Here is a 26,275-nt window from a genome sequence, read left to right on the forward strand (position 1 = left end):
TTCCCAGCGGTGCGGCGAGTACAGAAACTGTACCGGCCCAAGTGTGGTGGATTTGAAGTTCCTGCTTTCTGGGTGGCATCAGGGTTAGGAACTTCAAATCCAAAACCACACTGGAAATCCAAGCACTTGCTGGTGTGGCTTTTGAATCCGAAATTCGCTCGCTGCGTTGCTCCAAAGTGAATGCGAATTTCGAATTCGCCACACCAGTACAGATCGCGGACTGGCTGGCGCCGGCCTTGCCATGCGACCCCTCTGCCGCTGCACGGGATACCCCTGTGCACGATCAGGAGACATGAACCATGACCGCTTACGTTATCGCAGACATCAAGGTGAGGGACCCGCAGTGGATGCCGGCCTATGCCGCGTCGGTCCACGACCTCGTTCACAAGCACGGTGGCAGATATCTGTCGCGCAGCGGCAATGTGAAGACGCTCGAAGGCAAGCCGCTCGACACCACGCTGATTGCCTTGATGGCGTTCCCGACCGAGGCAGCGGCGCGCGCCTTCACCGACGATCCTGCCTACGCACCCTTCGTTTCGGCCCGTCAGGGCGGCAGCGACAGCCGGTTCCAGCTGATCGACAATTCCGATCTGGCCGGAACGATCCCGTATCTGCCGAAGGGATGATCTTCCCCTGCATTCGTCGCATCGGGATAGGGCTCTCCGAGCAACAACAGCCACAGCGCCCACCTGCCGGACCTCCTTACTTCCGGCGCCCGGCCGGGCTGTGCTTTTCAAGAAGAATGGAATGATTATGACAATCAACTTTCGCAACAAATTCCTCGCTGCCGCGGCGGTCCTGTCGGCCTGCACTGCGTTGGCGCAGGCGCATCAGGCAGCGCCCACGTCCGGTCCCAATCCGCTGGCCGAAAAGGTGCGAGCCGCCAACAGCCGCTTCGAGAATGTGGCGGCGGCGACCGCCGAGGGCTATGCGCCGATCCCCTGCGCCAGCGGCATCACCGGCGGCGCCATGGGTATCCACTACGTCAATCCCGGCTACCTCAAGGACGACGCTGTCGATGTCGCCAAGCCCGAAGCGGTGATGTACGAGCCGATGGCCGACGGCACGCTAAAACTGATCGCGGTCGAATACATCACCTCGAAAGGCCCGGCCTCGCTCGATGGGCATCTGTTCAACTTCAACAGCGCGCCCAATCGCTATGGCCTCGGCCCGTTTTACGAGCTGCATGTCTGGGCCTGGAAAGGCAACCCGACCGGCGCGTTCGCCGACATGAACCCAAACGTGTCGTGCGAACCGACGACTGCTGCCAGCCAGTAAGCAGCCGAGCCAGGCGGCGCCTACGCCGCCTGGTTTTTAATCTCACAGAGGGGCCAAGCTCCGGGAGATCGCGATGCAACCTGGCATCGCTGGCGTGCCTGTGTGCCCATCGAGCTGTCTTTGCAAAAAAGTCGCTTGACTGGCGATGTAAAATGCTCATTCTAGAATGATCATTTTACATTGGGTTGCTCCATGACCAGACCGCGACTATTTGACGAAGCCACTGTGCTGGGTGACGCGATGAACGCGTTTCGACGGGCCGGTTTCGCGGGAATTTCGATCAAGGATCTGAGCGATGCCACCGGCCTGACGTCTGGCTCGATCTACAATGCCTTTGGCGACAAGGAAGGTCTCTATCGGGCGGCCTTCGGCCACTATATCGATGCCGTCATCCGCTGCCGGATCGAGACCTACATCGGCGAAGCAGGCGATCTGGATGGTTTGGAACAATTGTTCCTGTCGTTGTTGCTGCCCGCCCCGGAATCCGGCGACGACGGCTGTTTGTTGACGAATGCCGCAGTCGAGTTCGGCGCGCAACCGTCGGTCGCCTCGGAAGGTCTCACGGAAGGCTTCGCCGTGCTGGAAGCCGCCATCCGGCAGGTCGTGGAGCGCCAGATCGGCGGAGGGCAGGTCGATCTCCACGTCGTCAGGCTTCTGCTTCTCTACCAAGGCATTCTCGTGCTGATCCGCGCCGGCCGAGACGTCTCGGCCTGCCCGGCCGTCATTCGATCAGAATTCGAGCAGCTAAGGAAACTTCTGCCATGATCACCCTTTCCCGCAGGGCGGTGCTTCTCGGCACCGCCGGCAGTCTTCTTGCGCCTTGCCTGCCGGTCTTTGGCGCGTCGCAGGCCATGCCGCCGGTCCGATACGTTCGCTCCAACGGCATCGATATGGCTGTTTACGAAGCCGGCAAGGGACCGGCGGTCGTTTTGCTGCACGGCTTTCCCGAACTCGCCTTTTCCTGGCGTCACCAGATCGCGCCGCTCGCGGCCGCCGGCTATCACGTCATTGTTCCCGACCAGCGCGGATATGGTCTGACCGACCGGCCGTCCAAGGTCGAGGATTATGATATGGTCCACCTGACCGGCGATCTCGTCGGTCTCCTCGATGCTCTTGGCGTCGAAAAGGCCGTGTTCGCGGGCCATGACTGGGGCGGCCTGGTCGCATGGCAGATGCCGCTTTTGCATCAGAGCCGGGTCGCTGGCGTCATCGGTGTCAACACGCCATTCATTCCCCATGAAATGCTGTGGCTGCATCCGAGCCTCACCAAGGGGCTGACCGCCCCAGACAAGCCGTTCGTGGCCAACCCGGCAAAAGACCCGATCGCGCAGATGCGCGAAGTCTACAATCCCGACATGTATGTGCTGATGTTCGAAGATGGTGATCTCGCGGACCGTTTGATGGCGCATGACGTGGCGCGGGTGTTCAGGAGCAATATGCGCAAGGGTGTTATCACCGCCGCGCAATACGCCAAGCTGCCGCCGCAGGCCCGACACATGACGTTCCTACAGGCGCTCGCGCAGCCGGAGCCGAAGACGCTGCCCGGCGAGCTGATCCTGACGCCAGACGAGCTTGCTTTCTATGCCGAGAGCTTCCGGCGCACCGGTTTCACGCCGGGCATCAACTGGTATCGCAATTTGTCGCGCAATTGGAGAGCCGGCTTGAATGTCGACCAGACGATAAAAGTGCCTTCGCTCATGATCGGCGCTGAGGACGACGTCGTGTTATCTCCAGCGATGATGGATGGAATGGACGCCCACATCGCCGATCTCGAAAAACATGTGGTCGCCGGCTGTGGACATTGGTCACAGCAGGAGAAGCCGGGCGAAGTCACCACACTAATGGTCGATTGGTTGAAGCGGCGGGTTCCTGCGTAGCCGACATGGCGAGCGGTGCAAAGACGGTTAAGATAGCGGAACTTTCGGGATGCCGGCGCGCTTTAGTGTCCCGAAGGAGACACCGCATGAGCGCCACAAAAGAGTTCTTTGAAACCTGGCTGCAGGAGAATGTCGGCAATCTGCCGGCCGAGAGCGAGGTGAGCGTCGCCGTCCTGGCGCAGCAATTCGAGCAGGATGCCGACGCTGCCGGCTATGGCCACGAGGTTCGCGAAGACGAGCTCGGCAACATCCAGGAGGCGATCGAGGCAGCGTTGAAAAAGGCGAGAACCGGCGAGGAACCGCAGAATGCGGTCCCGATCGAAGACAGTGAACTGGCGCCGGTCATGGAGGCGCTGGAGGTCGAGGATCCGAAGAGCGGGCCGTAGCGGTTGCGGCTCTTCCCTTCCACGCTACATGACCGGGCATAATGGATGCCAAACACCTCACACTCGGCGTCGTGATCGGCGTGGCTATCGGCGTCGTGTTGGACAACATTGTTGCGGGCATTGGTATAGGTATTGCTCTGGGCATTGCCTTCGGCCTTGCCTGGAAGTCATCCGGCCGGAAGTGACCAGCAGAACATATCCTGCCCAGTTTTGCCGCCCAGAGATGCGGCGGTCGCCGCACCGCCGGTGCCGAATCGCTACGCCGCCAGCGCCGTCTCCGCCAGCTTCACCCAATAGCTCATGCCGTGCGGGATGACCTCATCGTTGAAGTCGTAGGCCGGGTTGTGCAGGCCGGCGGTATCGCCATTGCCGATGAAGATGAAGGCGCCCGGCCGCGCTTCCAGCATATAGGAGAAATCCTCACCGCCCATCACCGGCTGGATGGCGCGGTGCACATGGCTGTCGCCGGCGACGTCGGCCGCGATGTCGCTGGCAAAGACCGTCTCTTCCGGATGATTGAAGGTGACGGGGTAGTTGGCATTGTAGTCGACCTCGATTGTCGCGCCGAAGGCAGCGCCCAGGCCTTGGCAAAGCGCGCGGATGCGCTCTTCGGCCTTCTTGGCAACCTCCTTCTTCAGCGTGCGTACGGTGCCGGCGATCTCGGCGGTCTCTGGAATGACGTTATAGGCGTCGCCGGCGTGGAATTTCGTCACCGAGACGACCACCGCCTCGACCGGATCGATGCTGCGCGAGGCGATCGTCTGCAATGCGCCGACAAGCTGGCTGGTGATGACGATCGGATCGATGGTGCCGTGCGGCATCGCCGCGTGGCCGCCCCGGCCCTTGACGGTGATGGTGAATTCGGCGGTCGCCGCCATGATCGGGCCCGGCCTGATGGCGAACTGGCCGACCGGCAGGCCCGGCATGTTGTGCATGCCGAACACCTTGGATATGTCAAAGCGCTCCATCATGCCGTCCTTGACCATCTCGTTGCCGCCGCCGCCGCCTTCTTCGGCCGGCTGGAAGATGACCGCGACGGAACCGGCGAAATTGCGCGTTTCGGCGAGGTATTTGGCGGCACCCAACAGCATCGCGGTGTGGCCGTCATGGCCACAGGCGTGCATCTTGCCGGGGACGGTCGAGGCATAGGATTTGCCGGTGATCTCGTTGAGCGGCAGGGCGTCCATGTCGGCGCGCAGGCCGATGGTCGAGCCTTCGCCGTGGCGGCCGCGGATGATGCCGACGACGCCGGTCTTGCCTAAACCCGTCACGATGTCGTCGCAGCCGAAAGCCTTCAGCTTCTCGGTGACGAAGGCGGCGGTCTTGAAGACGTCGAAATTCAGCTCCGGCGTCTGGTGCAAATGGCGGCGCCAGCCGGCCACCTCGTCCTGCATTTCGGCGGCTCGGTTCAGGATCGGCATGATGGTTCCATTTCGCTGTTGGAGCAGGCGGTCCTGGCCTGCTGCTTTGCAATTGTGCCTGCTGCCTTGCAACCATGCACGCAGCTTTGCATTGTGCTGCTGCTTCCACATTGTGATCGGCAGCACTTTGCCATGTTGACGTCACATAGAGTAAATAGCACCGCGACTGTGGTCCGGGAACAGAGGGCCGGACCATTATCCTGGCGATCGTGTAACGAAATCTTACGGAGCCAGGTGCGACTGCGGCAAGAGGCTATTTCGGTTTTCATGATGCGCTACAGGCATTTCCTCAAACTGTTGGTGGCGGGCGCGGTGGTGCTTGCGGCGCTGGCCGGGCCTGCCTTGGCCAATCCGACCATCCTGTTCGACCTGAACAGCGGCAAGATCCTGCAGCATCAGGAGGCGTTCAGGCGCTGGTACCCGGCATCGCTGACCAAGCTGATGACCGCCTATGTGGCGTTTCGGGCGATTGCCGCGGGCGAGGTCCAGGTCGATTCGCCGATCAAGGTGACGAAACATTCGGCCGGCGAGCCGCCGAGCAAGATGGGCTTCAAGCCGGGCTCGGTGATGCGGCTCGACAATGCGCTGAAGATGATGCTGGTCAAATCGGCCAACGATATCGCCATGGCGGTCGGCGAGAATATCGGCGGTTCGCAAGCGGCTTTCGCCGAACGCATGAACGCCGAGGCGCGGAGGCTCGGCATGAGCGGGTCGCATTTCGTCAATCCGAACGGGCTCTATTCGCCGGACCAGTATACGACAGCGCGCGATCTCGCTTTGCTGGTGATGGCGATCCGCAAGGAATTCCCGCAATATGCTCCCTGGTTCTCGATCGAAGGCCTCGCCGTCGGCAAGAAGGCGATCTCCAACTACAACCTGCTGATCGGCCGCTATCCGGGTGCCGACGGCATGAAGACGGGTTTCGTCTGCTCGTCCGGTTTCAACATGATCGGCTCGGCGACCCGCAACGGCCGCACACTGGTCGCCGTAGTGCTCGGCGAACAATCGGCCGTCACCCGCGCCGAGGCGGCGGCAAAACTGCTCGACCAGGGCTTTGCAACGCCGGCGCCGAGCTGGCTGACGGTCGCGGCGCTGCCTGCCTATGGCGACACCGTGTCGGCCAACGACATGAATGACGAGATTTGCAAGAAGAAGCCGGCCGAGGAGCAATCGGAAGCAGCACCCGCCGTCGGCGACAAGGGCAAGGACGTGCCGAAATCGCCCTATCAGGAAAAGCTCGACCATGTGCCGACGCTGATCGCCGTCGGCCTCGGCGGCGCCACGGGACCGAAGCCGAAGGCGATGCTCGACGCCTCCGGGCAGGAATATGCCGACGTGCCGCTGCCGACATGGCGGCCGGACCGGGCGCCGCCGGCCGGCGCCGAGCCGGCCGTGGCGGGATCCACCACCGCCGCGCAGGTCCAGCAGCCGGCCAAGGCGCTGAACTAGCCGCATGGTCGGCTTCCCGATCCCCGTTTCGGTGCTCACCGGCTTTCTCGGCGCCGGTAAGACGACGCTGCTCAACCGGCTGCTCCGGGATCCGGCACTCGCCGACACCGCCGTCATCATCAACGAGTTCGGCGAGGTGGCGATCGACCATCTCCTGGTCGAGCAGGCCTCCGACGGCATCATCCAGCTCTCCGACGGCTGCCTCTGCTGCACGGTGCGCGGCGAGTTGGTCGACACGCTGGCCGACCTCGTCGACCGCCTGCAAACCGGCCGCATCGACCGGCTTGCCCGCGTCGTCGTCGAGACCACCGGGCTCGCCGATCCCGCCCCCGTGCTGCAGTCGATCATGGCGCATCCGGCGCTGGTCCAGGCCTTCCGGCTCGACGGCGTCATCACCCTGGTCGACGCCGTCAACGGCAATGCGACGCTCGATGTGCATGTCGAGGCGGTGAAGCAGGTGGCCGTCGCCGATCGCATCGTGCTCAGCAAGGCCGACCTGGCCACGGATGCAGGCGATGTCGAGGCGTTGCGGGCGCGGCTCAGTCACCTCAACCGGGGCGCCGTGGTGCTCGACGCGAGCCAGGCAAGCGCGGCGACCCTGTTCGATAGCGGCCTCTACAATCCGGCCACGAAATCGGTCGATGTGCAGCGTTGGCTCGGCGAAGAAGCCGGCCACGACCATGACCACAGCGGGCATGACCACAGCGGGCACGATCACGACGGGCATGACCGTGGCGATCACCATCACCATGATCATGGCCATAGGCACGATTCCCGCGTGCGTTCGTATTCGCTGGTTCATGACGGGCCGGTGCCGTTTTCGGCAATCGAGATGTTCCTCGATCTGCTGCGCTCGGCGCATGGCGAGCGCCTGTTGCGGATGAAAGGCGTCATCGAACTTGCAGAAGATCCGTCGCGGCCGCTGGTTATCCATGGCGTGCAGAAGATCCTGCATCCGCCGGTGCAACTGCCGGCCTGGCCGGACGGCCAGCGCGGCACCAGACTGGTGCTGATCACGCTCGACATGCCGGAAGACTATGTCCGCCGGCTGTTCGCCGCCTTCACCAACCGGCCGTCGATCGACACCCCGGATCGCGCAGCACTGGAAAGCAATCCCCTGGCTATTGCCGGGCGTGGGTGAAGCTGCCGATCTCCCCCTCGAGGGGGAGATGGCCGGCAGGCCAGAGGGGGGTCGGCGCGACCGGACGCGGCCTCCTGCGGCAGATCAAGGTTGGCGCTTTACGCGAGGCGACCCCCTCTGTCGCCTTCGGCGACATCTCCCCTCGAGGGGGGAGATTACCCCCGCTCAGCCGCGCTCGACCAGGAAGCGGTGGCCGCCCGATATCGCCGTCGTTTCGACCAGCCGATGGCCGCTCTCGGCGCAGAAGGCGGGAATGTCGATGACGGCGAGCGGGTCGGTGGTTTCGAGCCAGAGCCGGCTGCCCGGCTGCATTGCGGACAGGCGCTTTTTTGCCTTGAGCACGGGCAACGGGCAGTTCAGGCCTTTGAGGTCGTAGACGGCGGCGGAGTTGGTTGAGGGCCTGTCTTCTTGGCCCCCATCTTCTTGTTCAAGCATGAAGCTCAGCCGCCAAACATGCCGAGCAGCTTTTTCTTCAACCTTGTCGCCGTGCTTTCGGCGTCCGCAGCCTGCGTTTCGACTGCCGGAGCGGCCTCCGATGGCGCTACGGTGGCGGTGGCGACAGGCATCTCGGCGGCGGTCTTGGCAGCTTCCTTTTCGGCCAGTGCCTGGGCTTTGGCAGCTTCCTTCTCGGCCAGGGCCTGCGCCTTGGCTGCCTCTTTCGCGGCCTTCGCCGCTTCTATGGCGGCTAGCCTTTGTTCCTCGGCCTTCTGCTTGGCGGCCTTTTCGGCGTCGAGCGCCGCCATCTTGCGGCCCGCCGGCGAATCGACGCGGCCCATGCGCGCCGTTTCGGTCACCGTGCCGTCCGCGTTGAGCGACGGCGGCTCGATCGGCACGCGTTCGCCGCGGGCACGCCGTTTCGACCAGTCGGAAACGATGCTGGCTTCCTTGATCCCGGCGATGGTCGGCTTGGGCGCCGGCACGCTGGCCTTGACGGCGCCGTTGAAGGCCGCCTCATAGGTGCTTTGATAGGCGTTGATGGCGCTCTTCAGCGAATCGGGCTGGGTGGTCGCAGGGCAAGGGCCGGTCGGATTGAAGGCCGAGCCGTCGGCCGCAACCTGGTTGAAGACGTAGCGTTTCTCGCAGACGTCGACTTTCGGCGGCACCTTGGTGACTTCGAAATTGTCGTAGCCGACCTTCAGCATCTTCCAGAATTCGTAGTTCGGGTCGTTGCGGTAGCGCGCCATATTGGCGGCGGTCATGCGGAACGGAAAAGCCTGGATCTGGAACTCGGTCTGGCCGCCCTGGAAGGCGTCGCGGCCGAAAGCGTAAATCTGCTCGATCTGCGCGTCGGTCATCGAATAGCAGCCAGACGACGAGCAGGCGCCATGGACCATCAGGTTGGAACCGGTGCGGCCATTGGCGCGGTCATAGGCGTTCGGGTAGCCGATGTTGAAGGACAGGTGATAATTCGACCGCGGGTTCATCTGTGCCGGGCGGACCGTGTAAAAGCCTTCCGGCGCCTGGCGGTCGCCTTCGGTGAACTTCGGCCCGAGCTTGCCCGACCATTTGCAGATGTCATAGCTGGCGACCAGGTCGTAGCGGCCGTTGGTCTTGGCCTTCCAGATTTCGAGCTTGCCTTCTTCCTTGAAGATGCGGGCCATCACCGAAGAGGTGCGGACCATGCCCTTGGCCTTCATTTCGGTCAGGATCTTGTCCGGCAGCGGCTTGTTGGCTTGCGGCGCAAAATCCTTCATCGAAGCATCGTTGCAGCCGGCGACGCCGATCGCAGCGATCAGAACTCCGGTGCGGGCAAGCTTGGCTAACATGGATATCGCTATCGTCTTCATCTCTGCGCCGCGGATGCCGCAGCTGCTAAACTGACCACTGACGGACCCTAAGCCCGTTAACCTTGAAAATTCCTTACCGCAAGCATGCTGGAGCGTCCCCTTACGGCAAGCTCACTGAGCCGAATGCAGCGGCATTTTTGTGGCGAAATTGCTCCACGCCGTCACATTTCAGGCCGCGTGCCTGCGTTGATTACAGATTGCGGCCCATCGCCAGGTATTTCTCGCGACGATGCTCGCGGAAGTCGGTGTTGGCGCCGGAAAATTCCTTCATCGTCCTGGCGATGAGGTCGCCGGTGGCGGCGATAACCGTCTCGGGGCCGCGATGGGCGCCGCCGAGCGGCTCGGCAACGATGGCGTCGATGATCTTCAGCTCCAGCAGGTCCTGCGCCGTGATCTTCATATTGGTCGCAGCATCCCTGGACCGCGTGGTGTCGCGCCACAGGATCGAGGCGGCGCCCTCCGGCGAGATCACCGAATAGATGGCGTGTTCGAGCATGTAGACGCGGTTGGCGGTGGCGATCGCTATGGCGCCGCCCGAGCCGCCTTCGCCGATCACCACCGAGATCGACGGCACCTTCAGGCCAAGGCAGGCGGAAGTCGAGCGGGCGATGGCTTCCGCCTGGCCGCGCTCTTCGGCGTTGACGCCGGGATAGGCGCCGGCAGTGTCGACCAGCGTCAGCAGCGGGATCTGGAAGCGGTCGGCGAGTTCCATCAGCCGCACCGCCTTGCGGTAGCCCTCCGGCCGCACCGAGCCGAAATTATGCTTCAGCCGGCTTGCCGTGTCGGAACCCTTCTCCTGGCCGATGATCGCCACCGGCTCGCCACGGAAGCGGGCGAAGCCGCCGACGATCGCCTGGTCCTCGCCGAAATTGCGGTCGCCGGCGAGCGGCGTGAAATCGGTAAGCAGGCCCTTGATGTAGTCGATGCAATGCGGCCTGTCCGGATGGCGCGCCACCTGCACCTTCTGCCACGGCGTCAGCGCCTTGTAGGCGTCGCGCAGCGCATCGCGCGAGCGCTTCTCGAGACGGGCGATCTCATCGCCGACATCGACCGCCTCGCCGTTCTCGGCAAGCTTCTTCAGCTCGAGGATCTTGCCTTCGAGATCCTGCACAGGCTTTTCGAAATCGAGGTAATTGTACATTCTTGGGCGGACCGGCAAGTCGGAAGGCAATGACTGACGCAAGCCTGAAAATGCAGGCTGGGCGCGGTGGAACGTCGTTCTCACATAGCGACATGACGCCTAGTCGGCAAGCGGATGATGATCGTTAACCAGGCGCACCAGCCGCTCTTCCAGCACATGCGTGTAGATCTGTGTCGTTGAAATATCGGCATGGCCGAGCAACTGCTGCACGGCCCTGAGATCGGCGCCGTTTTGCAGCAGATGGCTGGCGAAAGCATGGCGCAGCACATGCGGCGATATCTTCGCCGTGGCAATGCCGGCCCGCGCGGCAAGCCCTTTCAGCTCGCGGGCAAAGACCTGTCTCGAAAGATAGCCGCTGTCCGAGGCGGCCGGAAACAGGAAGGGGCTGTCGGCAAAAGCCGGCACCGCCGCCCGTGCGGCGAGCCAGGTCCGCATCGCCGTGCGCGCCTTGGCCGACAGCGGCACCATGCGCTCCTTGTTGCCCTTGCCGCGGACCATGAAGAAGCGGTCGTCGCGCTGCGCCACCGTCACGGGAAGGCCGACCAGCTCCGAAACGCGCAAGCCGGTGGCGTAGAGCACCTCGACCAGCGCGTGGAGGCGCAGCGCCGCGAGCCTGTCGCCGTCATGCATGGAGGGGTCCATCGCCTCCTGCGCGGCGCGGTCGAGCAGCCGGCCGGTGTCGGCCTCGCTCATCGTCTTCGGCAGCGGCCGGCCTTTCCTCGGACTGTCCAGCGTGCCGGTCGGATCGTCACCGCGCAGACCCTCGGCGTAGAGGAACTTGAAGAACTGCCGGATCGCCGACAATTTGCGCGCCTGCGAAGTGGCGGCAAAGCCGCGCGCGGCGATGTCGTCGAGATAAGCACGGATGGCGGCGCTGGTGGCAGCGGCAAGCCCGCCGCCGATCCCGGCGGAAGCGTCCTCGAGGTCGCGGCGATAGGAGGAAAGCGTGTTTTCGGCAGCGCCGCGCTCGGCGCTCATCATCTCCAGGAAGGCTTCGATGCGGGCGGCGCTGTTCATTTTTTGGGATTGAGCTTTTCCGGAGGGATACGCACGCTCATTTCCGCCTTTCTCGGCTCGACGAACATGACCAGGGCGAACATTGCGCCATAGACAATGCCGGCAAGAATCGCGAGCGTCACGACAAAGCGAAACAGTGTTGGCATTAATTTTCGCCCGTCGTCTTATTCTGCATTTCCAACCCTGTGCCCTTATGAGACGCCAATCCGGCCAATTCAAGGGTGAAGCCGATAACAGGTCCCGGTTGCGCCGCGCTTGACGCAAACAGGCTTTTGATGTCGATACGCCGGCAAGAGGCCTAGAAACATGAACGCGCTACCAGCAAATCCTCCGGGCGAGAGCCATGCCGCGCTGCTCGGCCGGCTGGGCGAGCGTTCCATCGTCTTTGTCGGGCTGATGGGCGCCGGCAAGACGGCGATCGGCCGCAAGGTAGCGGCGATGCTGGCACTGCCCTTCATCGACAGCGACCAGGAGATCGAAACCGTTTCGCGCATGAGCGTCCCGGACCTGTTCGAGCGCTATGGCGAGGCGGAGTTCCGGGCACTGGAGCAGCGCGTCATCCTGCGTGTGCTGGAGCACGGGCCGCAGGTGCTGTCGACCGGCGGCGGCGCCTTCATGAACGCGCAGACGCGCGAGGCGATCGCCAGCCATGGCGTTTCGGTTTGGCTGAAGGCAGAGATCGACCTGTTGATGGAGCGCGTTTCCAAGAAGCAGAATCGGCCGCTGCTGAAAAGCGCCGAACCGCGCGCCGTGCTCGAACGGCTGATGGCGGAACGCTACCCGGTTTACGCCGCGGCCGATGTCATCGTGCCGACCCGCGACGACCGCAAGGAGATCATTGCGGCCGAGGTGGTGGACGCGCTGCGCGGCCATCTCGGCGTTGCCGACATTGACGAGGTGCGGTCGTGAGCGCTGATGCAACGGTCTCTGTCGAAGTCGGGCTTGGCGAGCGTGCCTACGACATCTTGATCGGCCCCGGCCTACTGTCACGCGCCGGCGCCGAGATTTCGCGCCGTCTGCCGGGCACGCGGGCGGCGGTCGTCACCGACGAAAACGTCGCGGCCGCGCATCTCGCAACGCTTGCGGCCGGCCTGGCAAGCGGAGGCATCCAACATGCCGTCATCACGCTGCCGCCAGGCGAAAAGACCAAGAGCTTTGCGCATCTCGAAGAGGTGGTCGACGGCGTGCTGGCCGCCAAGCTGGAGCGCGGCGACGTCGTCATCGCGCTCGGCGGCGGCGTCGTCGGCGACCTCGCCGGCTTTGCCGCCGGCATCGCGCGGCGCGGCATGAACTTCGTGCAGGTTCCAACCTCGCTGCTGGCGCAGGTCGATTCCTCCGTCGGCGGCAAGACCGGCATCAACAGCAAGCGCGGCAAGAACCTGGTCGGGGTGTTCCACCAGCCGAAGCTGGTGCTGGCCGACACCGAAGTGCTCGACACGCTGCCGATCCGCGATTTTCGCGCCGGCTATGCCGAACTGGCCAAATACGGGCTGATCGACCGGCCGGAGTTCTTCGCCTGGCTGGAAGAAAACTGGCGCCAAGTGTTTGCCGGCGGGCCGGAGCGGGGAAAGGCCATTGCCGAGGCCTGCCGCGCCAAGGCCGACGTCGTTGCCCGCGACGAGTTCGAGACCGGCGACCGTGCGTTGCTCAATCTCGGCCACACCTTCGGCCATGCGCTCGAAGCGGCGACCGGCTATGACGGCGCAAGGCTCGTGCATGGCGAGGGCGTTGCCATCGGCATGGCGCTGGCGCACCGCTTTTCGTCAAGGCTCAATTTGGCGAGCCCCGACGATGCGGCGCGTGTCGAGGCGCATCTTCGCGCCGTCGGCCTGCCCTGGCGCATGGCCGACATTCCAGGAGAACTGCCCGACGCCGAGACGCTGTTCTCCTTCATCACCCAGGACAAGAAGGTGTCGCGCGGCGCGCTGACCTTCATCCTGACGCGCGGCATCGGCCAGGCCTTTATCGCCCGGGATGTGCCGGCCTCGGAAGTGCTGTCGTTCCTCGGGGAGAACCATCCGGGATGAGCCAAGCCGGCTGGATCGCGGCTGCCGTGCTTGCCGGCCTCGGCCTGCTGGGCTTCGTCTTGCGCCGGCACCTGTTCGCCGCCTTCGGCTACGAGCTGCAGCGTATCGAGCCGCAGCGCTCGGCGCATGAGGAATTGCGCGGCGCCGTCGACGATTTCCGCCGCGACGGCCAGGTGGTGCGCGAGGATCGTGCCCGCATTGGCGGCCTGTTCGACCTCGAGGAGCTCGAAGTGTCGGATGTGATGGTCCACCGCACCAATATGCGCTCGGTCAACGCCGACGACCCGCCGGAAGCGGTGGTGCGCGAGATCCTACAGAGCCCGCACACCCGCATGCCGTTGTGGAAGGGCTCGCTCGATAACATCGTCGGCGTGCTGCACGCGAAGGACCTGCTGCGCGCGCTGAACGAGGTCGGCAATGATTTCTCCAGGATCGACGTGATGAAGATCGCGTCGCGGCCGTGGTTCGTGCCCGACACCACGACGCTGCAGGAGCAGCTCAACGCCTTCCTGCGCCGCAAGGCGCATTTCGCCATCGTCGTCGACGAATATGGCGAGGTCGAGGGACTGGTGACGCTGGAGGACATCATCGAGGAGATCGTCGGCGAGATCGCTGACGAGCACGACATCGACATCCAGGGCGTCAAGCAGGAGGCCGACGGCTCCGTCGTCGTCGACGGCACGGTGTCGATCCGCGACCTCAACCGGGCGCTCGACTGGCACCTGCCGGACGAGGAAGCCACCACCATTGCCGGCCTTGTCATCCACGAGGCGCAGTCGATCCCGGACGAAAAGCAGGCCTTTACGTTTCACGGCAAGCGCTTCGTCGTCATGAAGCGCGACAAGAACCGGATCGCGCGGTTGAGGATCAAGCCGGCGATGCTTGGCGAATGACAGTGCGCGCCCCATGGCAACTGTGGGTAGTCAGGAGTTGATGACGATCGATCGGCGAAGCCTGCTTCTGGCGTCGATGGCGGCGCTGCTGCCGGGACAGGCGGCGGCATTGCGGCTGCGTTCGCCGTCGCCCGAAACCTTCGACTATGGGCCGGCCAAGCTCGACATCTATTCCCGCGACGGCGCAAACAGCCTGCCGGTCGTTTTCTTCGTCCATGGCGGCGCCTGGCGGGTCGGCAACCGCAACAATGTCAACTCCAAGCCTGGTTTCCTGCTCGACAATGGCTTCTGCTTCGTCTCGATCGACTACCGGATGCTGCCTGAAGCCGATGTCGCCACCCAGGCGGCGGATGTCGAACTGGCCTATCGTTACGTCCGCGCCAACGTCGCCAGGCATGGCGGCGATCCGGACCGGATCGTCGCCATGGGCCATTCGGCCGGCTGCCATCTCGTCGCATTGACCGGGCTGCGCGGCGGCCTGCCCGGCGTCGCGGCGCTGGTTCTCGACGACACCAGGGCCTACGATCTGGAGGCGCTGGCCAGGAGCGGCGGCATGGCGGGGGTCTATGCCCGGGCCTTTCCCGATCCGGCGCAGTGGCGCGCGCTGTCGCCTGTCACCTATGTGGAAGGCCGCAAGCACCCGCCGACCTTCATCGCCCATTCGCGGGCGAAAGCCCGCGCGGCTGACGCGCAGGCCTTCGCCGAGCGTCTGCGCGCCACCGGAACCAGGGTCACGCTGTTCGACGGCAGCGCCTATTCGCACATGTCGATCAATCGCGACTTCGGCACCGAAGGCGATGCATTGACAGCTGCGGTGATGATGTTCCTGAGGGCGAGCCTCGGCTGAGTTACCAGCGCGTCTTTTCGCCGGGCGCTGCCGGCTCGATCGCCAGGGCGTGGACGCCGGATTTCAACTCCTCGGCCAGCAGATCGTTGACGGCGCGGTGGCGTTCGACGCGGCTCATGCCGGCAAAGGCGGGCGCGACGATGCGGACGCGGAAATGCGTCTCACCGGCGCCGTCGAAGGTGGCGTGATGGCCGGAATCCACATGATGATGCCCGGCATGGAGCTGGCTTTCGTTGATGACGTCCAGCCGTTCCGGCGAAAACGCCTTTTTCAGCTTGTCTTCCATCGTTGCCTGTATGGACATCGCCGCTTCCCTTCACCACATCTATGTCATCGCACAAAATTCGCCATTCGCCGGTTTTATGCCGCGATTCAGCGGTTAGGGCGATCATCGCGAAAATGTCAATTCTTGTTTCGCATCCGCGAACAGCCCATAAATGGGTGAGATGAAGCCGTACCCAAAATATTTCGAGAAGATTCGCATCCGCCCGGAGAAGGACGCGGAGCTGAAGTCGCGTTCGCCGATCTGCCAGTGGGATGGCTGCAAGGAGGCCGGTACCCACCGCGCCCCGGTCGGACGGATGAAGGAAGGCGAGTATTTCCAGTTCTGCTTCGACCATGTGCGCGAGTACAACAAGGGCTTCAATTATTTCTCGGGCGTTCCCGACACCGAGATCGCGCGCTTCCAGAAGGAAGCCATGACCGGCCACCGGCCGACCTGGAAAATGGGCGTCAACGGCGCCTCGACACGCTCCTCGCCCGACTTCGCCCAGGCGCGCTCCGGCCGCGCCGGCTACTACAATCGCATGCGCGATCCCTTCGACCTGTTCAAAGGCCCGAAGGACCCGCGCGAAGCACGCGAGCGCAAGGCCAAGCCGCTTGAGGCCAAGGCACTGGAAACGCTTGGCCTTGATACAAAGGCAAGTGGCAAGGATATCAAGGCGCGCTATAAGGAACTTGTGAAACGCCACCATCCGGATGCGAATGGCGGCGACAGAGGTTCGGAAGACCGGTTCCGCGATGTGCTTCAGGCGTATCGCGTGCTCAAGCAGGCAGGTTTGTGCTGAGCGACCTTACGGTTCGTGTCGCTTTCCAACTTTCATAAGGTTGGAAAAGGCTCTAAGACCGCCCCCGAACAAAATCGATTGCCAGCGAAACGCGGCGTTTCGCTTGTGGAGACGTTGATAGAGATGAACAAGGTCGATCGCGATATCGCCAACCTGCCCGACACCACGGTGTCGGTGAAGGAGACATTCGGCTTCGACTCCAAGATGGTGGTGCCGGCCTATTCGGTGACGAGCGAGCATGTCCCCGACATCGATCCGGACTACCTGTTCGACAAGAACACGACGATGGCGATCCTCGCCGGCTTTGCCTACAACCGCCGGGTCATGGTGTCGGGCTATCACGGCACCGGCAAGTCGACGCATATCGAGCAGGTTGCCGCCCGGCTCAACTGGCCCTGCGTGCGCGTCAATCTCGACAGCCATGTCAGCCGTATCGACCTCGTCGGCAAGGACGCGATCGTCGTCAAGGACGGGCTGCAGATCACCGAATTCCGCGACGGCATCCTGCCCTGGGCCTACCAGCACAATGTCGCGCTGTGCTTCGACGAATACGATGCCGGCCGCCCGGACGTGATGTTCGTCATCCAGCGCGTGCTGGAATCGTCGGGCCGGCTGACGCTGCTCGACCAGAGCCGGGTCATCCGCCCGCACCCGGCCTTCCGGCTGTTTTCGACCGCCAACACGGTTGGGCTGGGGGACACCACCGGCCTCTACCACGGCACCCAGCAGATCAACCAGGCGCAGATGGACCGCTGGTCCATCGTCACCACGCTGAACTATTTGCCGCACGACAATGAGGTGAACATCGTGCTGGCCAAGGCCAAGCACTACCGCGACGGCAAGGGCAAGGAGATCGTCAACAAGATGGTGCGTGTCGCCGACATGACGCGCTCGGCCTTCATCAACGGCGATTTGTCGACGGTGATGAGCCCGCGCACGGTCATCACCTGGGCCGAGAATGCCGAGATCTTCGGCAATATCGGCATGGCGTTCCGGCTGACCTTCCTCAACAAATGCGACGAGCTGGAACGCTCGCTGGTCGCCGAGTTCTACCAGCGCGCTTTCGGCGAAGATCTGCCGGAGAGTGCCGCCAACGTGGTGCTGGGCTAAGCAGAGTCTCGATGGCGGGTCCGGGCGACAACACGCGAAACAAATCCAAGACCGGCGCTGAGAACGACAGCTTCAAGCGCGCCGTCACCGTCTGCATGCGCGCGATTGCCGGCGACAAGGATCTCGAGGTCGGCTTCGCCAAGGACCGGCCGGCGCTGGCCGGAAGCCGTGCCCGGCTGCCGGAATTGCCGAAGAAGGCATCGAAGGCCGATATCGCCATCACCCGCGGCCTCGGCGATTCCATGGCGCTGAAGCGCGCCTGCCACGATGCGCGCATCCACACCAGGCTGGCGCCGGAAGGCAAGCAGGCCCGCGCCATCTATGACGCGGTCGAGCAGGCCCGCGTCGAGGCGATCGGCTCTCGCGCCATGCAGGGTGTCGCCGACAATATCGGCTCGATGCTCGAGGACAAATACGCCAGGGCCAACCTCGTCGACGTCAAGGACAAGGCCGACGCGCCGATCGAGGAAGCGCTGGCGCTGATGGTGCGCGAAAAGCTGACCGGGCGCACTGCGCCGAAGAGCGGCGAACGGCTGGTTGATCTCTGGCGGCCCTGGGTCGAGGAAAAGGCCAGCGCCGACCTAGACGGCCTGTCGGCAAAGCTCGACGACCAGCAGGCTTTCGCCCGCGTCGTGCGCGACATGCTCGCCTCCATGGAAATGGCCGAGGAGCTCGGCGACGACCAGGAGACGGAAGACTCCGAGGACAACGACGAAAACCAGCCGCAAGGCGAGGAGCAGAGCGAAGAGGGCGGCGAGGACGATTCCGGCTCCGAGCAGTCGCAGTCCGAGGATACCGAGGCATCGTCCGACGACGAGCAATCGGCCGAGACGGAAGCCTCCGACGCCACTGCCGAGGATCTCTCCGACGATGACGACGCCGATGCGGAGACGCCCGGCGAGGCGCGCCGCAACGACAACCCCTTCACCAATCTGCCGAAAGAGATCGACTACAGGGTCTTCACCACGGCCTTCGACGAGACCGTAGGCGCGGAGGAATTGTGCGAAGAGGAGGAGCTCGACCGGCTGCGCGCCTTCCTCGACAAGCAGCTCGCCAACCTTTCCGGCGTCGTCGGGCGGCTGGCCAACCGGCTGCAGCGTCGCCTGATGGCGCAGCAGAACCGCTCCTGGGATTTCGACCTCGAAGAGGGCTATCTCGATCCGGCGCGGCTGGTGCGCGTCGTCATCGACCCGATGCAGCCCCTGTCCTTCAAGCAGGAGCGCGACACCAAATTCCGCGACACGGTGGTGTCGCTGGTGCTCGACAATTCGGGTTCGATGCGCGGCCGCCCGATCACCGTCGCGGCGACCTGCGCCGACATCCTGGCGCGCACGCTGGAACGCTGCGGCGTCTCGGTCGAAATCCTCGGCTTCACCACCCGCGCCTGGAAGGGCGGGCAGGCGCGCGAGAAATGGCTGAAGGAAGGCAAGCCGCCGAACCCCGGCCGGCTCAACGATCTGCGCCACATCATCTACAAATCCGCCGACCATCCGTGGCGGCGGGCGCGCCGCAATCTCGGGCTGATGATGCGCGAGGGCCTGCTCAAGGAAAACATCGACGGCGAGGCGCTGCTGTGGGCGCATAACCGGCTGATCGCGCGGCCGGAGCAGCGCAAGATCCTGATGATGATCTCGGACGGCGCGCCGGTCGACGATTCGACGCTGTCGGTCAATCCGGGCAATTATCTCGAGCGGCATCTGCGCGCCATTATCGAACTCATCGAGACGCGCTCGCCGGTCGAGCTTTTGGCCATCGGCATCGGCCACGACGTCACCCGCTATTATCGCCGCGCCGTCACCATCGTCGATGCCGAAGAGCTGGCCGGCGCCATGACCGAGCAGCTGGCCTCGCTGTTCGCCGAGGAAACTGTGCGCGATACGCGGCGCGGCAGCATGCGGCGCGCCGGATGATTTTTTCCCGCGGCGGCTTTTGGCAGAAGCTTTTGGCCGCCACTGCGTTGTTAGGCATCAGTTTGGCGCCGGCTATCGCTGCCGGCCCGGCCTCGGTCGAGCCGGCCGAAATCTCGGCACGGCCGATCAGCGAATTCCACATCGGCCGGCCGGACAAACAGTTCGGGCCGCTCGAATTCGTCGGCGGGCTCGAAATGACCTCGCCGACGCGCGATTTCGGCGCGCTGTCGGCGCTTCGGTTCCTCAAGCCAGGCAGCGATTTCATCGGCGTCGCCGACACCGGCTTCTGGTTCTTCGGCACTCTCGTCCACGATGCCGACAAGCGGCCTTCCGGCATCCAGAATTTTCGCATGCAGCAGATGGTCGATGCGGCCGGCCAGCCGATCGACGAGAAATGGGCGGTCGATGCCGAAGGCCTCGCGGTCAAGGACGGCATTGCCACGGTCGGCTTCGAGCGCGATCACCGTATCGCAGAGTTCAAGATCGACCCGGACGACATGAAGGCGCCGTTCAGGCAATTGGACTTCCTGATCCCGGCCGGGGAACTCCGCCGCAATCGGGGCTTTGAGACCGTCACCCGCGCCCATCCTTACGGACAGCACGCGGGCGGGCTGGTCGTGGTGTCGGAAAAGAGCCTCGACAAAGCCGGCAACATCTTTGCCGCGATCATCGAAGGGCCTCGCAAGGGCGTCTTCACCGTCAAGCGCAATGGCGATTTTGATATCACCGACGGCGCGTTCCTGCCGGATGGCGACCTGTTGCTTCTGGAGCGCAGTTTTTCGATGGCCGGCGGCGTCAAGATGCGTCTGCGGCGCATCTATGGCGAAAGCGTCGAGAAGGGCGCCGTTGCCGACGGGCCGGTGCTGCTTGAAGCCGACATGGGTTACCAGATCGACAATATGGAAGCCCTCGACGTCTGGACCCGCGACGACGGCGCGCTGATCGTGTCGCTGATGTCCGACGACAACCACTCGATCCTGCAGCGCAACCTCTATCTGGAATTCATCCTGCACGAGGATTGACGCGCGATCGGCCATTGACCGGCTGACGGCGATGCTGGCGTTTCCGCGCCGTTTCGCAGCTCGTGTAATTTCCCTTGGCAATGCCCCCTGGCAATAACCTGCGGGTTCCAGCCAGATTCGCCGCCTGCAAAAAACACTTTAGTCAAGACTTGACAATTTGTGCCATCGAAGGGACACTCAAGTCTATGCTTAAGTATTCCGAGATCGACAGCATCCTGCGAGCTCTTGCCGAGCCGACGCGCCGGGCAATCCTGGAAAGGCTGAGCCGCGGGCCGGCCACCGTCAGCCAGTTGGCGGAGCCGTTCGGCATGACGTTCGCCGCCGTGCTCCAGCATCTTCAGGCGCTGGAAGCGTGCGGGCTGATCCGAAGCGAGAAGGTCGGACGCGTGCGCACCTGCCGGATCGAGCCCGGCGGGCTCGCCCCGCTCGCCGACTGGATCGCCGCGCGCCGTACGCCGGCCGAACGCCACCTCGACCGTCTCGGCCAGATCCTGGCGGAGACTTCCCAACCGAACGCAACACTCCACGACCAGGAAAAGGACGACAAGAAATGAACCAGATTGCGCCCGTGAACGACGAGCACTCCGTCATCCATTCGACCTTCACGATCGAGCGGACCTATCCACAATCGCCCGAGCGCGTCTTCTTTGCCTTTGCCGACAAGGCGACGGTGCGGCGTTGGCGCGTCGAAGGTGACGGCTTCACCATCGCCGAATTCACCTTCGATTTCCGTGTCGGCGGCGGCGAGGTTTCGCGGTTCAGCTATCAGGGCGGCCCGGAAATCAGGCTCGATGCGCAGTTCCAAGACATCGTCCCTGACCGGCGCATCGTATTTTCCTACCGGATGGCGGTCGGGCCGCAGCCGCTGTCGGCGTCTCTCACCACCGTCGAGCTTGCACCTTCCGGCGACGGCACCCGCCTGACCTATACCGAACAGGGTGCGTTCTTCGATGGCGTCGATTCAGCGCAAGGGCGCGAGGAGGGCACGCGCGGGCTGCTGCAGGCGCTCGCTGCCGAGCTTCAGAACGCGCAGTAGAGGTTCGTCGGGGTATCGGGCGGCGTCCAACAAGGGGCCTATTGCCCCTTGCTCGCGAGCCAGACGATGTGACGGGCGCCGCGCTTGCCGTGAGCCCGCACCTTAACCTCGTCGACCGTGAAGCCCGCCTGCTTGAGCCTGAGGGTGAAACCTGCGTCAGGGCCCTGCGACCAGACCGCCAGCACACCGCCGGGCTTGAGAGCTGCTCTCGCGCTGATCAGGCCGGTGCCGCTGTAGAGCGCATCGTTGGCCTTGTAGACGATGCCCTCGGGGCCGTTGTCGACGTCGAGCAGGATCGCGTCCCAGGCCGATGCTTGCGATCGGATGAGCTGACCGACATCGGTCTCGCGAATGCCTACGCGCCGGTCGTCAAGGCAGCCGTCGAAAACCTCGGCCATCGGGCCGCGCGCCCACGTCACGACCGCCGGTACCAGTTCGGCAACGGTGACCTTCGCATCGGCGCCAAGCTCGGCCAGCGCCGCGCGCAAGGTAAAGCCCATGCCGAGGCCGCCGATCAGGATGCTTGGGTTCAGGCGGCCGGCAATCCTTTGACAAGACAGTTTGGCCAGCGCCTCTTCGGAACCGCTGAGCCGGCTGTTCATCAGCTCGTTCGCGCCAAGCATGATCGAGAATTCGCCGCCGCGCCGCTTCAGGCGGAGTTCCTGTCCGCCGTCAGGCGTTTTTGCCGAGTCCAGTTGAAGCCAGGGGATCATGCTCGATAGTCTTTGAGCATGATCTTGTCCGAAAACCGGTTCCCACTTTTCGGGATCATGCTCTATGCCGCCAGTGCCGGCTGGCTCCAGCGGGCGGCAAGCAGCCTGTAAGGGATCAGCGCCACCACCGCTATGACCAGCTTGACGCTGAGATCGCCGAGCGCCCAGGATATCCAGCGCATCGTCTCGACCGGCAGCACGCCCATCAGCGGCGCGGTCTCCAGCGCAAAGCCGTCGTTCGGCCCGGCGAAGGCGAAAGCCGCCGCAAAGGCGACGGTGAAAAACACCACCGTATCGAAGACTGAGCCGACCAGCGTGCCGACGATCGGTGCGCGCCACCAGCTCTGCCGGCGCAGCCGGTTGAACACGGTGACGTCGAGCAACTGCGCGGTGAGGAAGGCCGCGCCCGACGCCGCGGCAATGCGCACCAGCCGGTCGGCGGCGGTCTCGAATTCGATCAGGCCGTGGCGAAACAGCAGCGGTGGGATGACGATCGAGCAGACCACCGCTGTCATGAAGCCGACAAAGACGATCCTGCGCGCCACCGCCGGGCCGTAGCGGCGGTTGGCGAGATCGGTGACTAGGAAGGAGAACGGATAGGTGAAGGCGCCCCAGGTCAGGATGTCGGCCAGCGACAGCCCGCCGATTGCACCCTGCATCGGGAACTGCACAAGGATGTTCGAAGCCACGACGACGAGTGCCATGGCCGCCACGAAGGGCAGGTACCGCGAGAGGAAAATCATTTTTTTATCCTGGGTGATGGAACCAGCGGAACCCGATCCGGAACCCCGGTCACGCCCTGGAAGGCGGCTGCCGCCGAAAAACTCAGGCGGCCGGCCGTTCGGCGAGCTTCTTGGCGATCTGCTTCTTCAACAGGCGGGCGCGCTGCGACAATTCCTTGGCGTCAGCCTTGACCAGGAAGGCATCGAGGCCGCCGCGATGCTCGACCGAACGCAGCGCGTTGGCCGAAATGCGCAGGCGCACATTCTGGTTCAGCGCTTCCGAGATCAACGTCACATTGACGAGATTGGGCAGGAAGCGACGCTTGGTCTTGTTGTTGGCGTGGCTCACATTGTTGCCGGACATGACTGCCTTGGCAGTGAGTTCGCAGGTGCGGGACATGATACTAACCTTCGGTTCTCGGTCCTGGCCAAACATTCGACCCGCGCCGGGTGGCGCGCGGTTTCGGTCAGGCGGCCTTATGGAAAAAGTTGGCGTTCCATAGTTGCATTTCGCCGATGCGTCAAGCTTGGGGTTGCTCGGAAGAGGGGAATCGCACTTTCGGAGAAGGCGCTACCAGCGAAGCTGCCGATCTCCCCCTTGCGGAGGAGATGGCCGGCAGGCCAGAGGGGCTGTCCCTCCGACTTAGCACCGTTGCAGCCAAAACTCTCGGCACTGGGAGGATAAACTGAACCTTGGCGATCCGTAACACCCCCTCTGCCCTGCCGGCCATCTCCTCCGCAAGGGAGAGATCGGCAAATTCGTCGAGGGCGCCACATTTTGTTCTTGCTTTGTGCCGGCAGCTATGCTATTAATTTCGGTATGGTGCTGATTCGCACCGCCGACCCGCCCACCGAGGCGGGTTTTTCATTTCCGGCTTCCGTCAGCTCCCACCGACCAGCCCCAGCGTTTCCTGCCGAAGCCGCCTTTCACATTAAGGCCGGAATTCAGCCTATAAACGGTCGCACAGGGACATGCCAGACCGGAGCCGCCCGTCCGGTCGACAATCAAGGACCCGCCATGCCTCGTTCTTTCCTCCATGCCCTGATCGTGTTGGTGGCCGTCGTGCTGTCGACGACGGCTTCGACCGCAGAGCCGCAATCCTTCACGGGCGAGTATTCGGTGTCGTTCCTCGGCCTCTCCGTGGCCAAGGCGAAATTCTCCAGCGATTACGAGGGCGACACCTATTCGATCGAGGGCAGCGTCTCCGCCGCCGGGCTCGCCACTTTGTTCGACGATACGCGAGGCACGATCTCGTCGAAGGGCAAGATTTCGGGCAAGCAGTTGCAGCCGCAAGCGTTCCACGCCGACTACACGTCCGGCAAGAAGGCATCGATGATCGACATCCAGTTTGCCAACGGCGTCGTCACCTCGACCAAGGTCGTGCCTGAGCCGAAGAAGCGCAATCCCAACAACTGGATACCGCTGGTCGGCAGCGATCTCGTATCCGTCCTCGATCCGATGGCCGCGACCGTCATCCATGCCGACAGCCTCGACCAGGTCTGCGGGCGCACGGTGAAGCTCTATGACGGCGAAATGCGTGCCGATCTGAAACTGACCTACGAGTCGAAAGGGTCGATCTCGGTGACCGGCTACAAGGGCGATACGGTCACCTGCAGGCTAGGCTTCGAGCCGGTGGCCGGCTACCGCAAGAACCGCAAGGCGCTGAACTACCTGAAGAAACGCAGCCGCATCATGGTGACGTTTGCACCGGTCGGCCAAAGCGGCGTATATGCGCCGATCCGCGCCACGGTCAGCACGCAAATCGGCCCGTTGACGATCAGCGCGGAGCGGTTCGAAGCAAACGAATAGGCGTGATGGTGCGCCGCCAACGATGGGCACGGGGGCGACGGATATGGCGCGCGCAACACTGATCGGCTTCTCCGCGGTCGCCATGTGGGCGCTGCTGGCGCTGCTTACGGATGCTTCGGGCGCCGTGCCGCCGTTCCTGCTTTCGGCAATCACCTTTACGATCGGCACCTGCGTCGGGCTGGTTGCCCGGCTGTTCATGCCGGCAGCCGACGGCGCCGCGAAGACACCGCGCCAGGTCAAAATACCACGCAAAGTCTGGGTGATTGGCATTGCCGGCCTGTTCGGCTACCACTTTTTCTACTTCACCGCGCTGCGCAATGCGCCGGCCGTCGAGGCCAGTCTGATCGCCTATCTGTGGCCGCTGCTGATCGTGCTGGGATCGGCGCTGATGCCTGGCGAGCGGCTGGCCTGGAACCATATCGTCGGCGCGCTGCTCGGCCTTGCCGGCACGGTCCTGATCGTCACCAAGGGCGGCGGGCTTGCCTTCGATGCGCGTTATGCCTTCGGCTACGCCATGGCCGGCGTCTGTGCGGTGCTGTGGTCGTCCTATTCGCTGTTGTCGCGGCGCTTCCCGTCGGTACCGACCAGCACCGTCACCTGGTTCTGCGCCGCCACCGCGGCCCTTTCGCTCGTCTGCCATCTGTTGCTTGAACAGACGGTGCTGCCCGACGGCGCCGGCCAGTGGCTGGCCGTGCTCGGCCTCGGTCTGATGCCGGTGGGGGCGGCGTTCTATGCCTGGGACATAGGCGTCAAGCGCGGCAACATCCAGGTGCTGGGGGCGGCGAGCTATGCCGCGCCGCTGCTGTCGACACTGGTGCTGATCGCCGCCGGCTTCGCCGAGCCGTCATGGCGCATCCTCGCCGCCTGCGTGCTGATCACCGGCGGCGCGGCGCTGGCGGCGAAATCGCTGTTCCTGCGCAAGAGGGCTACGAGCGAGGCAAACGCATGATGCCGTTTCCCGGCGGCATCGATGCCAATGCCAATGCGACGCTGGTGTTTTCGTTGGCGGCGACGGTGATTTACGCGTTCAGCCTCGGCATGCGGCCGCGTCTTTCGCGGTCGGCGGCAAGGACATTGGCGGTTGCAATGCTGGCGGTGCTGGTCGTGCAGCAGGGCGGCCCATGGCTGCTCGTCGCCGCGCTGGGCGCCAGTGCCATCGGCGACGCCTTCCTGTCGCGCGACGGCGAGAAGGCATTTCTTGGTGGCACGGCCAGCTTTCTTGCCGCGCATGTGCTTTACGTCGTGCTGTTCCTGCGTGCCGGCGGCGGCCTCGGACTGCTTTCGGCCGAGCCATGGCGGGCAGCGATCGTGCTGGCGATGGTCGTGTCGGTGCTGGCCATGCTTTTCGCGCTCCGGCGCCGCGTCGGCCCCGCCTTGCGTTTGCCGATCGGTGTGCATGCCGCGGCACTGCTTGCCATGGGCATTGCGGCGCTCACCCTGAACAGCGTCTGGGTCATTGGCGGCATCGTCCTGCTCATCCTGTCCGACGGGCTGCTCGCTTCGGAAAGGTTCCTGCTGCCCGCCATCTCGCCGCATCGCATTTGGGTGCGCCATGCGGTCTGGGCGCTGTATTACGCCGGCCAGCTCGCGATCACGCTGGGTTTCCTGCTGGGCTAGGTGC

31 protein-coding genes are annotated in these 26,275 nt (G+C 63.9%); 21 read left to right on the forward strand and 10 right to left on the reverse strand.

Annotation, left to right across the window (positions count from 1 at the left end; genetic code table 11):
• Nucleotides 1-299: 299 nt before the first annotated feature.
• The 6 genes from NKH23_RS23515 (at nucleotide 300) to NKH23_RS23540 (ending at nucleotide 3,726) form a co-directional block, all read left to right on the forward strand.
• Nucleotides 300-626: a DUF1330 domain-containing protein gene (locus NKH23_RS23515; protein WP_352529087.1), complete on the forward strand. Its 327-nt coding sequence runs from the start codon at nucleotides 300-302 to the stop codon at nucleotides 624-626.
• A 127-nt stretch (nucleotides 627-753) separates the two neighbouring features.
• Nucleotides 754-1,278, forward strand: coding sequence for a hypothetical protein (locus tag NKH23_RS23520; protein WP_502908348.1), 525 nt, complete (start codon nucleotides 754-756; stop codon nucleotides 1,276-1,278).
• A 192-nt stretch (nucleotides 1,279-1,470) separates the two neighbouring features.
• Nucleotides 1,471-2,043: a TetR/AcrR family transcriptional regulator gene (locus tag NKH23_RS23525; RefSeq protein ID WP_352910275.1), complete on the forward strand. Its 573-nt coding sequence runs from the start codon at nucleotides 1,471-1,473 to the stop codon at nucleotides 2,041-2,043.
• Between the two features lie 86 nt (nucleotides 2,044-2,129).
• Nucleotides 2,130-3,155: an alpha/beta fold hydrolase gene (locus NKH23_RS23530; protein ID WP_352979354.1), complete on the forward strand. Its 1,026-nt coding sequence runs from the start codon at nucleotides 2,130-2,132 to the stop codon at nucleotides 3,153-3,155.
• Between the two features lie 86 nt (nucleotides 3,156-3,241).
• Nucleotides 3,242-3,541 (forward strand): hypothetical protein, encoded by a 300-nt coding sequence (locus tag NKH23_RS23535; RefSeq protein WP_352910278.1) that lies wholly within the window; start codon nucleotides 3,242-3,244, stop codon nucleotides 3,539-3,541.
• 41 nt (nucleotides 3,542-3,582) lie between these two features.
• On the forward strand, nucleotides 3,583-3,726 hold the full coding sequence (locus NKH23_RS23540; protein ID WP_352910280.1) for a glycine zipper domain-containing protein: 144 nt from the start codon (nucleotides 3,583-3,585) through the stop codon (nucleotides 3,724-3,726).
• Nucleotides 3,727-3,798: 72 nt separating this feature from the next.
• Here NKH23_RS23540 and NKH23_RS23545 read toward each other — a convergent pair whose 3' ends face one another.
• On the reverse strand, nucleotides 3,799-4,962 hold the full coding sequence (locus NKH23_RS23545) for a M20 aminoacylase family protein (protein ID WP_352910282.1): 1,164 nt from the start codon (nucleotides 4,960-4,962) through the stop codon (nucleotides 3,799-3,801).
• A 270-nt stretch (nucleotides 4,963-5,232) separates the two neighbouring features.
• Between NKH23_RS23545 and NKH23_RS23550 the strand changes: the two genes are divergently transcribed.
• Both NKH23_RS23550 and NKH23_RS23555 read left to right on the forward strand, forming a co-directional pair.
• A complete protein-coding gene (locus NKH23_RS23550; RefSeq protein ID WP_352910786.1) occupies nucleotides 5,233-6,411 on the forward strand; it encodes a D-alanyl-D-alanine carboxypeptidase family protein in 1,179 nt (392 codons plus the stop codon).
• 4 nt (nucleotides 6,412-6,415) lie between these two features.
• On the forward strand, nucleotides 6,416-7,552 hold the full coding sequence (locus tag NKH23_RS23555; RefSeq protein WP_353035458.1) for a CobW family GTP-binding protein: 1,137 nt from the start codon (nucleotides 6,416-6,418) through the stop codon (nucleotides 7,550-7,552).
• 165 nt (nucleotides 7,553-7,717) lie between these two features.
• On the opposite strand, the gene NKH23_RS23560 is transcribed toward NKH23_RS23555, so the two are convergent.
• The 5 genes from NKH23_RS23560 to NKH23_RS23580 form a co-directional block, all read right to left on the reverse strand.
• Entirely contained in the window at nucleotides 7,718-7,987 is a 270-nt protein-coding gene (locus NKH23_RS23560) for a sulfurtransferase TusA family protein (RefSeq protein ID WP_352714241.1), read from the reverse strand.
• Between the two features lie 5 nt (nucleotides 7,988-7,992).
• A complete protein-coding gene (locus NKH23_RS23565) occupies nucleotides 7,993-9,318 on the reverse strand; it encodes a L,D-transpeptidase family protein (RefSeq protein WP_352714239.1) in 1,326 nt (441 codons plus the stop codon).
• Between the two features lie 211 nt (nucleotides 9,319-9,529).
• Nucleotides 9,530-10,480 (reverse strand): acetyl-CoA carboxylase carboxyltransferase subunit alpha, encoded by a 951-nt coding sequence (locus NKH23_RS23570; protein WP_292664002.1) that lies wholly within the window; start codon nucleotides 10,478-10,480, stop codon nucleotides 9,530-9,532.
• A gap of 99 nt (nucleotides 10,481-10,579) precedes the next feature.
• Nucleotides 10,580-11,497, reverse strand: a complete 918-nt coding sequence (locus NKH23_RS23575; protein WP_352714237.1) for a site-specific tyrosine recombinase XerD — start codon at nucleotides 11,495-11,497, stop codon at nucleotides 10,580-10,582.
• Nucleotides 11,494-11,643, reverse strand: coding sequence for a hypothetical protein (locus tag NKH23_RS23580; RefSeq protein WP_023677884.1), 150 nt, complete (start codon nucleotides 11,641-11,643; stop codon nucleotides 11,494-11,496). Before NKH23_RS23580 ends, NKH23_RS23575 begins: the two co-directional genes overlap by 4 nt.
• Before the next feature lie 160 nt (nucleotides 11,644-11,803).
• Between NKH23_RS23580 and NKH23_RS23585 the strand changes: the two genes are divergently transcribed.
• The 4 genes from NKH23_RS23585 to NKH23_RS23600 are packed head-to-tail and all read left to right on the forward strand — an operon-like array spanning nucleotide 11,804 to nucleotide 15,264.
• Nucleotides 11,804-12,406 (forward strand): shikimate kinase, encoded by a 603-nt coding sequence (locus NKH23_RS23585; protein WP_352910288.1) that lies wholly within the window; start codon nucleotides 11,804-11,806, stop codon nucleotides 12,404-12,406.
• Complete coding sequence (gene aroB / locus NKH23_RS23590) at nucleotides 12,403-13,524, forward strand: 3-dehydroquinate synthase (RefSeq protein ID WP_352910291.1); 1,122 nt, start codon at nucleotides 12,403-12,405, stop codon at nucleotides 13,522-13,524. The genes NKH23_RS23585 and aroB overlap by 4 nt, the downstream gene beginning before the upstream one ends.
• The gene (locus NKH23_RS23595) at nucleotides 13,521-14,417 is read left to right on the forward strand and encodes an HlyC/CorC family transporter (protein ID WP_352910294.1); all 897 of its coding nucleotides are present in this window, start codon (nucleotides 13,521-13,523) and stop codon (nucleotides 14,415-14,417) included. Before aroB ends, NKH23_RS23595 begins: the two co-directional genes overlap by 4 nt.
• A 40-nt stretch (nucleotides 14,418-14,457) precedes the next feature.
• Nucleotides 14,458-15,264 (forward strand): alpha/beta hydrolase, encoded by an 807-nt coding sequence (locus NKH23_RS23600; protein ID WP_352979350.1) that lies wholly within the window; start codon nucleotides 14,458-14,460, stop codon nucleotides 15,262-15,264.
• A gap of 1 nt (nucleotide 15,265) precedes the next feature.
• Here NKH23_RS23600 and NKH23_RS23605 read toward each other — a convergent pair whose 3' ends face one another.
• Nucleotides 15,266-15,568: a BolA family protein gene (locus tag NKH23_RS23605; protein ID WP_352910300.1), complete on the reverse strand. Its 303-nt coding sequence runs from the start codon at nucleotides 15,566-15,568 to the stop codon at nucleotides 15,266-15,268.
• 133 nt (nucleotides 15,569-15,701) lie between these two features.
• Here NKH23_RS23605 and NKH23_RS23610 point away from each other — a divergent pair, with 133 nt between their 5' ends.
• The 6 genes from NKH23_RS23610 (at nucleotide 15,702) to NKH23_RS23635 (ending at nucleotide 21,409) form a co-directional block, all read left to right on the forward strand.
• Nucleotides 15,702-16,331, forward strand: coding sequence for a J domain-containing protein (locus tag NKH23_RS23610; protein WP_254816626.1), 630 nt, complete (start codon nucleotides 15,702-15,704; stop codon nucleotides 16,329-16,331).
• A 123-nt stretch (nucleotides 16,332-16,454) separates the two neighbouring features.
• Nucleotides 16,455-17,441 (forward strand): cobaltochelatase subunit CobS, encoded by a 987-nt coding sequence (gene cobS / locus NKH23_RS23615; protein ID WP_023721131.1) that lies wholly within the window; start codon nucleotides 16,455-16,457, stop codon nucleotides 17,439-17,441.
• Nucleotides 17,442-17,452: 11 nt separating this feature from the next.
• Complete coding sequence (gene cobT, locus NKH23_RS23620; RefSeq protein WP_352910302.1) at nucleotides 17,453-19,351, forward strand: cobaltochelatase subunit CobT; 1,899 nt, start codon at nucleotides 17,453-17,455, stop codon at nucleotides 19,349-19,351.
• Nucleotides 19,348-20,373, forward strand: a complete 1,026-nt coding sequence (locus NKH23_RS23625; protein ID WP_352910304.1) for an esterase-like activity of phytase family protein — start codon at nucleotides 19,348-19,350, stop codon at nucleotides 20,371-20,373. The genes cobT and NKH23_RS23625 overlap by 4 nt, the downstream gene beginning before the upstream one ends.
• A gap of 185 nt (nucleotides 20,374-20,558) precedes the next feature.
• Nucleotides 20,559-20,927 carry an ArsR/SmtB family transcription factor gene (locus NKH23_RS23630; protein ID WP_292664933.1) on the forward strand — a complete coding sequence of 123 codons (369 nt, stop codon included), beginning with the start codon at nucleotides 20,559-20,561 and terminating at the stop codon, nucleotides 20,925-20,927.
• Nucleotides 20,924-21,409, forward strand: coding sequence for an SRPBCC family protein (locus tag NKH23_RS23635; RefSeq protein WP_352714226.1), 486 nt, complete (start codon nucleotides 20,924-20,926; stop codon nucleotides 21,407-21,409). The genes NKH23_RS23630 and NKH23_RS23635 overlap by 4 nt, the downstream gene beginning before the upstream one ends.
• A gap of 38 nt (nucleotides 21,410-21,447) precedes the next feature.
• Here NKH23_RS23635 and NKH23_RS23640 read toward each other — a convergent pair whose 3' ends face one another.
• From NKH23_RS23640 to rpmB, 3 genes are all read right to left on the reverse strand, one after another.
• Nucleotides 21,448-22,122: a polyamine aminopropyltransferase gene (locus tag NKH23_RS23640; RefSeq protein ID WP_352714224.1), complete on the reverse strand. Its 675-nt coding sequence runs from the start codon at nucleotides 22,120-22,122 to the stop codon at nucleotides 21,448-21,450.
• Between the two features lie 62 nt (nucleotides 22,123-22,184).
• The gene (locus tag NKH23_RS23645) at nucleotides 22,185-22,865 is read right to left on the reverse strand and encodes a queuosine precursor transporter (protein WP_352714222.1); all 681 of its coding nucleotides are present in this window, start codon (nucleotides 22,863-22,865) and stop codon (nucleotides 22,185-22,187) included.
• A gap of 82 nt (nucleotides 22,866-22,947) precedes the next feature.
• Nucleotides 22,948-23,244, reverse strand: a complete 297-nt coding sequence (rpmB, locus tag NKH23_RS23650; protein ID WP_352714220.1) for a 50S ribosomal protein L28 — start codon at nucleotides 23,242-23,244, stop codon at nucleotides 22,948-22,950.
• 618 nt (nucleotides 23,245-23,862) lie between these two features.
• Here rpmB and NKH23_RS23655 point away from each other — a divergent pair.
• Genes NKH23_RS23655 through NKH23_RS23665 form a run of 3 tightly spaced genes read left to right on the forward strand, consistent with a single transcriptional unit; the run spans nucleotide 23,863 to nucleotide 26,271 of the window.
• Complete coding sequence (locus tag NKH23_RS23655; RefSeq protein WP_352714218.1) at nucleotides 23,863-24,654, forward strand: DUF3108 domain-containing protein; 792 nt, start codon at nucleotides 23,863-23,865, stop codon at nucleotides 24,652-24,654.
• Between the two features lie 43 nt (nucleotides 24,655-24,697).
• Nucleotides 24,698-25,603, forward strand: coding sequence for an aromatic amino acid exporter YddG (gene yddG, locus NKH23_RS23660; protein WP_352714216.1), 906 nt, complete (start codon nucleotides 24,698-24,700; stop codon nucleotides 25,601-25,603).
• The gene (locus tag NKH23_RS23665; protein WP_352714214.1) at nucleotides 25,600-26,271 is read left to right on the forward strand and encodes a lysoplasmalogenase family protein; all 672 of its coding nucleotides are present in this window, start codon (nucleotides 25,600-25,602) and stop codon (nucleotides 26,269-26,271) included. The genes yddG and NKH23_RS23665 overlap by 4 nt, the downstream gene beginning before the upstream one ends.
• The last annotated feature ends 4 nt before the right edge of the window (nucleotides 26,272-26,275 follow it).

Source organism: Mesorhizobium sp. M1328 (assembly GCF_040318075.1).
In the GTDB taxonomy this organism is placed as follows: Bacteria; Pseudomonadota; Alphaproteobacteria; order Rhizobiales; family Rhizobiaceae; genus Mesorhizobium.

Bases quoted from the DNA above. Each gene is read 5' to 3' on its own strand.
- NKH23_RS23515 (WP_352529087.1), top strand. From the start codon at position 300: ATGACCGCTTACGTTATCGCAGACATCAAGGTGAGGGACCCGCAGTGG.
- NKH23_RS23520 (WP_502908348.1), top strand. From the start codon at position 754: ATGACAATCAACTTTCGCAACAAATTCCTCGCTGCCGCGGCGGTCCTG.
- NKH23_RS23525 (WP_352910275.1), top strand. From the start codon at position 1,471: ATGACCAGACCGCGACTATTTGACGAAGCCACTGTGCTGGGTGACGCG.
- NKH23_RS23530 (WP_352979354.1), top strand. From the start codon at position 2,130: ATGCCGCCGGTCCGATACGTTCGCTCCAACGGCATCGATATGGCTGTT.
- NKH23_RS23535 (WP_352910278.1), top strand. From the start codon at position 3,242: ATGAGCGCCACAAAAGAGTTCTTTGAAACCTGGCTGCAGGAGAATGTC.
- NKH23_RS23540 (WP_352910280.1), top strand. From the start codon at position 3,583: ATGGATGCCAAACACCTCACACTCGGCGTCGTGATCGGCGTGGCTATC.
- NKH23_RS23545 (WP_352910282.1), bottom strand. From the start codon at position 4,962: ATGCCGATCCTGAACCGAGCCGCCGAAATGCAGGACGAGGTGGCCGGC.
- NKH23_RS23550 (WP_352910786.1), top strand. From the start codon at position 5,233: ATGCGCTACAGGCATTTCCTCAAACTGTTGGTGGCGGGCGCGGTGGTG.
- NKH23_RS23555 (WP_353035458.1), top strand. From the start codon at position 6,416: ATGGTCGGCTTCCCGATCCCCGTTTCGGTGCTCACCGGCTTTCTCGGC.
- NKH23_RS23560 (WP_352714241.1), bottom strand. From the start codon at position 7,987: ATGCTTGAACAAGAAGATGGGGGCCAAGAAGACAGGCCCTCAACCAAC.
- NKH23_RS23565 (WP_352714239.1), bottom strand. From the start codon at position 9,318: ATGTTAGCCAAGCTTGCCCGCACCGGAGTTCTGATCGCTGCGATCGGC.
- NKH23_RS23570 (WP_292664002.1), bottom strand. From the start codon at position 10,480: ATGTACAATTACCTCGATTTCGAAAAGCCTGTGCAGGATCTCGAAGGC.
- NKH23_RS23575 (WP_352714237.1), bottom strand. From the start codon at position 11,497: ATGAACAGCGCCGCCCGCATCGAAGCCTTCCTGGAGATGATGAGCGCC.
- NKH23_RS23580 (WP_023677884.1), bottom strand. From the start codon at position 11,643: ATGCCAACACTGTTTCGCTTTGTCGTGACGCTCGCGATTCTTGCCGGC.
- NKH23_RS23585 (WP_352910288.1), top strand. From the start codon at position 11,804: ATGAACGCGCTACCAGCAAATCCTCCGGGCGAGAGCCATGCCGCGCTG.
- NKH23_RS23595 (WP_352910294.1), top strand. From the start codon at position 13,521: ATGAGCCAAGCCGGCTGGATCGCGGCTGCCGTGCTTGCCGGCCTCGGC.
- NKH23_RS23600 (WP_352979350.1), top strand. From the start codon at position 14,458: ATGACGATCGATCGGCGAAGCCTGCTTCTGGCGTCGATGGCGGCGCTG.
- NKH23_RS23605 (WP_352910300.1), bottom strand. From the start codon at position 15,568: ATGTCCATACAGGCAACGATGGAAGACAAGCTGAAAAAGGCGTTTTCG.
- NKH23_RS23610 (WP_254816626.1), top strand. From the start codon at position 15,702: ATGGGTGAGATGAAGCCGTACCCAAAATATTTCGAGAAGATTCGCATC.
- cobS (WP_023721131.1), top strand. From the start codon at position 16,455: ATGAACAAGGTCGATCGCGATATCGCCAACCTGCCCGACACCACGGTG.
- cobT (WP_352910302.1), top strand. From the start codon at position 17,453: ATGGCGGGTCCGGGCGACAACACGCGAAACAAATCCAAGACCGGCGCT.
- NKH23_RS23625 (WP_352910304.1), top strand. From the start codon at position 19,348: ATGATTTTTTCCCGCGGCGGCTTTTGGCAGAAGCTTTTGGCCGCCACT.
- NKH23_RS23630 (WP_292664933.1), top strand. From the start codon at position 20,559: ATGCTTAAGTATTCCGAGATCGACAGCATCCTGCGAGCTCTTGCCGAG.
- NKH23_RS23635 (WP_352714226.1), top strand. From the start codon at position 20,924: ATGAACCAGATTGCGCCCGTGAACGACGAGCACTCCGTCATCCATTCG.
- NKH23_RS23640 (WP_352714224.1), bottom strand. From the start codon at position 22,122: ATGATCCCCTGGCTTCAACTGGACTCGGCAAAAACGCCTGACGGCGGA.
- NKH23_RS23645 (WP_352714222.1), bottom strand. From the start codon at position 22,865: ATGATTTTCCTCTCGCGGTACCTGCCCTTCGTGGCGGCCATGGCACTC.
- rpmB (WP_352714220.1), bottom strand. From the start codon at position 23,244: ATGTCCCGCACCTGCGAACTCACTGCCAAGGCAGTCATGTCCGGCAAC.
- NKH23_RS23655 (WP_352714218.1), top strand. From the start codon at position 23,863: ATGCCTCGTTCTTTCCTCCATGCCCTGATCGTGTTGGTGGCCGTCGTG.
- yddG (WP_352714216.1), top strand. From the start codon at position 24,698: ATGGCGCGCGCAACACTGATCGGCTTCTCCGCGGTCGCCATGTGGGCG.
- NKH23_RS23665 (WP_352714214.1), top strand. From the start codon at position 25,600: ATGATGCCGTTTCCCGGCGGCATCGATGCCAATGCCAATGCGACGCTG.